General features: G+C 26.3%; 1 protein-coding gene. It reads left to right on the top strand.

Translation table 11 applies throughout. From position 1 onward, the window contains the following. Positions 1 to 76 precede the first annotated feature (76 nt). On the top strand, positions 77 to 2,026 hold the full coding sequence (locus KQ44_RS14240; protein WP_096738009.1) for a hypothetical protein: 1,950 nt from the start codon (positions 77 to 79) through the stop codon (positions 2,024 to 2,026). Positions 2,027 to 2,249: the final 223 nt, after the last annotated feature.

The following is a 2,249-nucleotide window of genomic DNA, read 5'->3' as shown; positions in this document are numbered from 1 at the left end:
GGTTAAAAATATTTTTTAATTGCAATTTCAATCATTTTAATTTATGATACATAAAAATACTTATGGACGGTTTAATATGAAAAAACTTCTTTCTATCATTACAATGCTTACTTTAATAATGACAGTTATTTCCTGCGGAGGCGGTAATAAAGAAGCAAATCAAACATCACAAAACACAAATGCTCAATCTCAAAATATTCAAACTAATACTTCAGCTAATCAAAGTAAACAAACAGATAATCAAAAAGAATTCTTTGATATGAAATATGTTTATAAAGGTGTTAGAGTAGATAAAGCTAAATTTGATGAAGAGCTTAAAAATACAAGAGAAAATAATGAATATGCAAAAAGGAATTTTTATTTTCTTAATAGGAAATTTGCAAATGATGATGAAAGAAAAAAATATTCTATAGAGTTTATATCAAATGTTAATTATGATCCATTTAGTGAAACATTCTCAAGTTGGGATAGATATAATGAAGATCTTACAGATTATTATGCTGATGAATATTTATATGTAGAACAGAATTTAGCATTAAAAAAAGCAAGAGAAGAATTATTAAAATTAAATAAAAAAGATGCTGAGGTTTATTTAGCCTTATTCTTATCGCATTTTGCTTGCGATTCGCTTTATTATTTTGAAGAAGAAAAAAAGTATTTAACAGAATGGAAAAAAGCAGGCGGCACTAATATATCTATGATGATATCAAAGTATGATGATGATGACGCTTACAGTGGTAAAATGAAATTAGTTGATTATATAATAGAAGCCCCTGATTCTTTAAGGGCAGAAAAATTAGTTGCTGATGCTTATAACAATGGTTTCGTTAGATATATTACAAAAAATACTGGATATATAGATTTATTTAATGAAAATAATTATTCTTTAAGTTCAATTGAATTGGAAGGTACAGCTCATGTAGCTTCAGTAAATATAGTACCAGAAATAGTCAATACAAATATAATAAATAAATATTTAAAAACTTATGTTACAAACAGACTTAGCGATGATAAATTATATTTTGATGATACGGAGTATTTTAGAAATTATTACGGAATTGATTTTATGGAGTATTATGATGGATGGAACGGACTTAGTTTTCTTGAGTTTAAGAAAAATACATTTTTGATTGAATCAAGAGCAAATATGCATTATTATAATCCTGAGTTTATGAACGAGCATATATATGCTTCATTTGAAGAGATAAAAACTTACAATTTCAGACTTGGAGATATAGACAAAGTAGAATCCGCTGAAATTAATTCAATTTCTACAAATGATTTGAAAGATTATACTAAAGGCTCTAAATTTATAAGTTTCGGTAAATTTGATGAAGAAAAATATTTGGAGTATATAGATGAAACAATGGGTTGGCGTATATATTTTCCATCTTTCTTTTTATGCGATATCAATAATGACGGCAAAGAAGAATTAATGCTTTCAGGAGATTATGATTATGGCGGAGGAAGAGGCGGTACAGTGAATTTTACTTTGCTTTTGAAAGAGAATTTGGAAGTAGATTTTGATTCAGAAATAGGACAGCTTATTAATAATAAAGATTTTCAAGATTTAAACTGTATTCAAAAAATATATACCGAAGATGGTAAGAATAAAATATTTTTATTAGATACAAATTATAATAAAGCATTTGATATATTCATTGATAATAATGAAATAAAGAATGCAGATTATTTTGATTATATTACATATACTTATCAGCCTAAATTGGAATGGAAAGGAAGTATACTTTACGGAGTACCTGAAGGGGCTTTAAAAACTGATGCCAGCTTCGATATGTCTAAGGCAGAAAATGCATCCGACAAAGCAATAGTATCCGACAGAACTTTGAGAATGGCTGACAAACTTATAAGTGATGCATATTTTGCTAAAAAGTCTACTTTGGATAAACAAGGTCAGGAAGAATTACTAGAACAAAGAAGGGCAGAAATAAAAACTATTCAGGAAGCAAAAGGAGATATTAAAGCAATAGAAGCTGAGATGATTAAGATTTTAAATCTACAATAAAACATATTGGTTTATTTATTATTCCTAATAGTAAACATCACTTCGTCATAATGTTTCCTCCTATTAATATTTTAATATTTTGTAGGAGGATTTTTATGTATAGTACATTTTAGATTTATTCACTATAAATAATACAAAATTATTAAACTTTACTTTTATAATTATTTTTGTATAATAATATTATGAGAGATTTAGATAGATTAAAACATATATTAAATGAACC

The organism is Brachyspira sp. G79, from assembly GCF_002379365.1.
Taxonomy (GTDB): Bacteria; Spirochaetota; Brachyspiria; order Brachyspirales; family Brachyspiraceae; genus Brachyspira.
Note: the sequence above shows the minus strand (reverse complement) of the source record. Positions and strands in the feature narration are given on the sequence as shown.